General features: G+C 41.9%; 5 protein-coding genes. 4 read left to right on the forward strand and 1 reads right to left on the reverse strand.

The annotated features are described in order from the left end of the window. Positions 1–360: 360 nt before the first annotated feature. From LAY57_RS35030 to cas2, 4 genes are all read left to right on the forward strand, one after another. Positions 361–534 (forward strand): hypothetical protein, encoded by a 174-nt coding sequence (locus LAY57_RS35030; RefSeq protein ID WP_249072008.1) that lies wholly within the window; start codon positions 361–363, stop codon positions 532–534. Between the two features lie 231 nt (positions 535–765). After that, positions 766–1,749, forward strand: coding sequence for a group II intron reverse transcriptase/maturase (gene ltrA / locus LAY57_RS35035; protein ID WP_249072009.1), 984 nt, complete (start codon positions 766–768; stop codon positions 1,747–1,749). 59 nt (positions 1,750–1,808) lie between these two features. After that, entirely contained in the window at positions 1,809–2,813 is a 1,005-nt protein-coding gene (gene cas1 / locus LAY57_RS35040) for a CRISPR-associated endonuclease Cas1 (protein WP_249072012.1), read from the forward strand. Between the two features lies 1 nt (position 2,814). Continuing rightward, positions 2,815–3,087 carry a CRISPR-associated endonuclease Cas2 gene (gene cas2 / locus LAY57_RS35045; protein ID WP_249072014.1) on the forward strand — a complete coding sequence of 91 codons (273 nt, stop codon included), beginning with the start codon at positions 2,815–2,817 and terminating at the stop codon, positions 3,085–3,087. Between the two features lie 314 nt (positions 3,088–3,401). On the opposite strand, the gene LAY57_RS35050 is transcribed toward cas2, so the two are convergent. After that, a partial coding sequence (locus LAY57_RS35050) for a zinc ribbon domain-containing protein (RefSeq protein WP_249072016.1) occupies positions 3,402–3,955 on the reverse strand: 554 nt, incomplete at its 5' end.

Consider the following 3,955-nt stretch of genomic DNA (forward strand, 5'->3'; position numbering starts at 1 on the left):
AGTCTGTTCTGAGGCATTCTTCTGTGATGTTAGAAGCCCACACTATAATCGCTTCGATTTAGTGTGGGTAGTTCACTGCTTCTATCTCTATGCCTTCAACCTGAGCGATCGCTCTAATAGCTGAAGTTTCCTGAAAAATAGTGGATCGGGGTAGAATAACAGAGAGTCAAAATCTTGTCATGCCTTGAAACTGGAATACCATCATTAACACTTCATTAAAAACTACCGTATTCCTTATGGTGCAAAGCTTCTGACAGACTCTACAGAAAAAAATGTCAGTATATTGGAGACATTTTCCCACAACCTAGCCGATCTAGTCGAAGGAGCCGGACGATCGGTAGTCCAAATCAACGGCAGACGTTGCAAAGGAGCCAGTGGCGTTTGTTGGCGGATGATTGGGGGCCAGGTGCGATCGCTTCTTGGTTGCATAATGGAGTGGCGGCGATTTTGCCGATGGATGCAACTGGTGATGAGATTGTGGGGGCGATTGAGGCGGTGATGAAGGGGACGCGATTGGGACTGATTTGGTTATGAAAAAAATACATAATCTATTCTACGGGCAGGAAATTGGTCTGGCAGTGGAGAAGGCTGTATAATGTCGGCTCTTGCGTATTGCTTTGGCTTAGTGACACACAGCTTTAGTCCTGACACTAAAGTTTTGCAGAAAACCCCGTTTCCATCTAGTTGCCATAATCTCGTTAAATTCCCTTTGAGCTAGTGCTAGAGGGAAAGCTTACAGATAAAAGCCTAGTGAGAAACCCAATTATGTCAGAAGCGATTGCATTTAATTTAAACATAGACCCAGACTTATCATCCACTCAACTTACGGAGCAATTCCTCATTTTAACAAACTTTCAACAAGCCTGGAAAAAAGTGCGTGAAAACAATGGCTCTCCTGGTATAGATGAGGAAACCATTGATGATTTTAGTTTAAATCTCGATGCTAATATCTCGCAATTAAGAAATGCCGTCGCGAACAACACCTATCAACCGCTGCCCTGCAAACAAGTGTTAATTCCCAAAAAAAAGAGCAGTTGGCGAGAATTAAAAATCCCGACAGTGCGAGACAGAATCGTACAGCAAGCATTATTGAACGTTTTTAGTCCATTAATGGAAATGAGGTTTTCTAGTGCGAGTTTTGCTTATCGCGCCAATCTATCTTACTTGAATGCAGTAGAACAAGTTGCACGCTGGCGAGACTTGGGCTACTACTGGGTATTAGATGCAGATATTTCTCAATTTTTCGATTGCATCGACCATCAACGGTTATTGAAAGAAGTCAGGAAACATCTAGATAACCCCGGCATATTATGTTTGATTAAAGCTTGGGTTTCGGCTGGCGTGTTAACTGAAAGAGGTATCGTAAAATCTGCCAAAGGAATTCCGCAAGGGGCGGTAATTTCGCCGCTACTGGCTAATATCTATTTGGATGAATTTGACCGAATTATATCTAGTTCGGAACTGAAATTAGTACGCTATGCCGATGATTTTTTGGTATTAGCTACTACTCAAGAACAAATTGTAGAAGCTTATGAGGAAGTAGAGCGAGTTTTGCAGTCTTTTGGGTTAGCACTGCATCCAGAGAAAACGCAGATTACTAACTTCGAGCGCGGTTTTCGCTTTCTAGGTCATGGCTTTCTAGAAAATGCCATTTTTCCAGTAGATTCTCCTAAAAGTGAGAGTCGAGGTAGTAAAAAAAAAGTCTCCAATCAGAAGCAGAACAACAAACGCAAGCAGAAATTCCGCTAAAACTTGTTGAATTTGCCTCCTCAGAGCAAACTACTACTAAGAATATCTGGAATCAAGACATGGCGACTCTTTACTTAGTTGAGCAAGGTACAAACCTTTACAAAGAAAATTACCGCTTTGTAGTTTGGGTTCCCGAAGATGATAAAAAAGAAATACCAATTCGGGAAGTCAAACGTATCCTTGTTTTTGGCAACGTTCAAATCAGCACGCCAGCAATTAATACTTGCCTGCAAGAACAAATTATGGTATTGTTCCTGAGTTTGTCCGGTCAGTATAAAGGTCATCTTTGGAGTGCGGAATCTACCCATTTGGGTAATGAATTAGCTCAAATCGAGAAACGTCAAGATACCCGGTTTCAATTGCTGGTTTCACGAGCGATCGTCTACGGTAAGTTGATGAATTCCAAACAACTATTGCTGAGATTGAACCGCAAGCGAAAAGAGGCAGAAGTTGCCCAAGCGATCGCAGGTATTACCTCTGATATCAATGCTCTCGATAGCGTCGATAATCTCGATAGTTTGCGCGGGTACGAAGGTATCGGCGCTGCCCGATATTTTCCGGCATTTGGTAACTTAATTACCAATCCCTATTTTAGTTTTTCGCTGCGATACCGTCAGCCTCCCACCGATCCGGTTAATTCCTTACTCAGTTTTGGTTACACCATGTTATTCAACAATGTTTTAACCTTAATAATTGCTGAGGGATTATCACCTTATTTCGCCAATTTCCACTACGGCGAAGATAAAAAACCTTATCTGGCTTTTGACTTGATGGAAGAATTTCGTTCACCGATTGTAGATAGTTTCGTGTTAAAAACTATCAATACAGCGATGTTTAAACCAACTGATTTTGAAACTGTTGTTAGTACTGGAGGAACTTATTTGAATAAAGAAGCCCGAAAAGTTTTCCTGGAACAATTTGAAAGACGGATGAACGAACAAGTTTCTCATCCAGATTTGCGATCGCAAGTTACTTATCGAGAAGCAATCCAATTGCAGATTCGACGTTACAAACGCACTCTGTTACACGGCGTAGCTTACGAACCTTTTTTGAGAACGGCGTGAGATGGTTGTTGTAGTCTATGATATTCCCGATGATAAAAAGCGCGTGAAGTTATCTAACTTTTTGGAGGGCTACGGGCAAAGAATTCAGTTGTCTGTGTTTGAATGTTTTATTAGTTTGGATGAGATGCGAGTATTGTATGCAAAAGTAAAGAAGCAAGTTAACCCAAAAGAGGATAACGTCCGTTTTTACTGGATACCCGAAGAAGCAGCATCACTGGTTTTAACTATTGGTAGTGAAAAACCAGACGCGCCGCCGAATTATTATGTCATTTAGTTCGGTGGTAGGTTCCTTTTTGTCTGAGGTGCTTCGAGCGCGTTGTTTTCGGCGTCGTTGGTACCTCCGCAGCTCTTGCTGGTAGGTTCCTTTTTGTTCTTGTGGAAAAGGCGTATGCAATAGCAACGACGTACCTCCGCAGCTCTTGCTGGTAGGTTCCTTTTTGTCTGAGGTGCGTCGAGCGCTTTTTCTCTGTTTCCCCCTAGCTTCTAAAATAGTCTAAAGCCTTGCCCTATCTGGATTTACAAGAATTAGAGGTATTCGACCATCCTCATCGACGCACCTGTTAACCGATACATTTTTGCTAACGTTTGCTAACAAATACACTCTCTGAGAGAGGGCGTATCAACCAATGCACGAAGGAAAATCCCTCGCGCACCATTCCAATCCCGTGGCATATAAAGACCTGTAAGCTTGGACTTGATGATTTTTGCTCCACCTAATTTGGGGACAATTTCACCAGTCCAGCTAACTGTTTTGGAGGTATAGGCTTCGTTGACATCCAGCACTACTTTCCCAGTCTCAAACGCTTTATGCTTAAGAAACTGTTTAAACTGGTAGTGGGATAACGTCAGCATTTGTCTGACAGACTTTGCTCTAATTCTACGTTTTGCCTTAAGAGACATTTGGGATGTCTCAAATGTAGGGAGCAGAATAATGTCAAAGTTATCAACCAAGAATAGAGCTATCTTTTTGTGTAACTCCGAAACTAGGTTTTTAATCCTCCCTCTAATTCGATTAGCGGCCAATCTCATACGTCTTTTCTGCCTGCACTTAGCTTGGCTGATTTTAGAAATCAACTTATCTAAGCGGAAGCACAAACGCTGAATTCTTAAATTAGAGGCTCGTCCTAACTCTCCAAAACTTT

The sequence above is a fragment of the Argonema antarcticum A004/B2 genome, assembly GCF_023333585.1.
Lineage (GTDB): Bacteria > Cyanobacteriota > Cyanobacteriia > Cyanobacteriales > Aerosakkonemataceae > Argonema > Argonema antarcticum.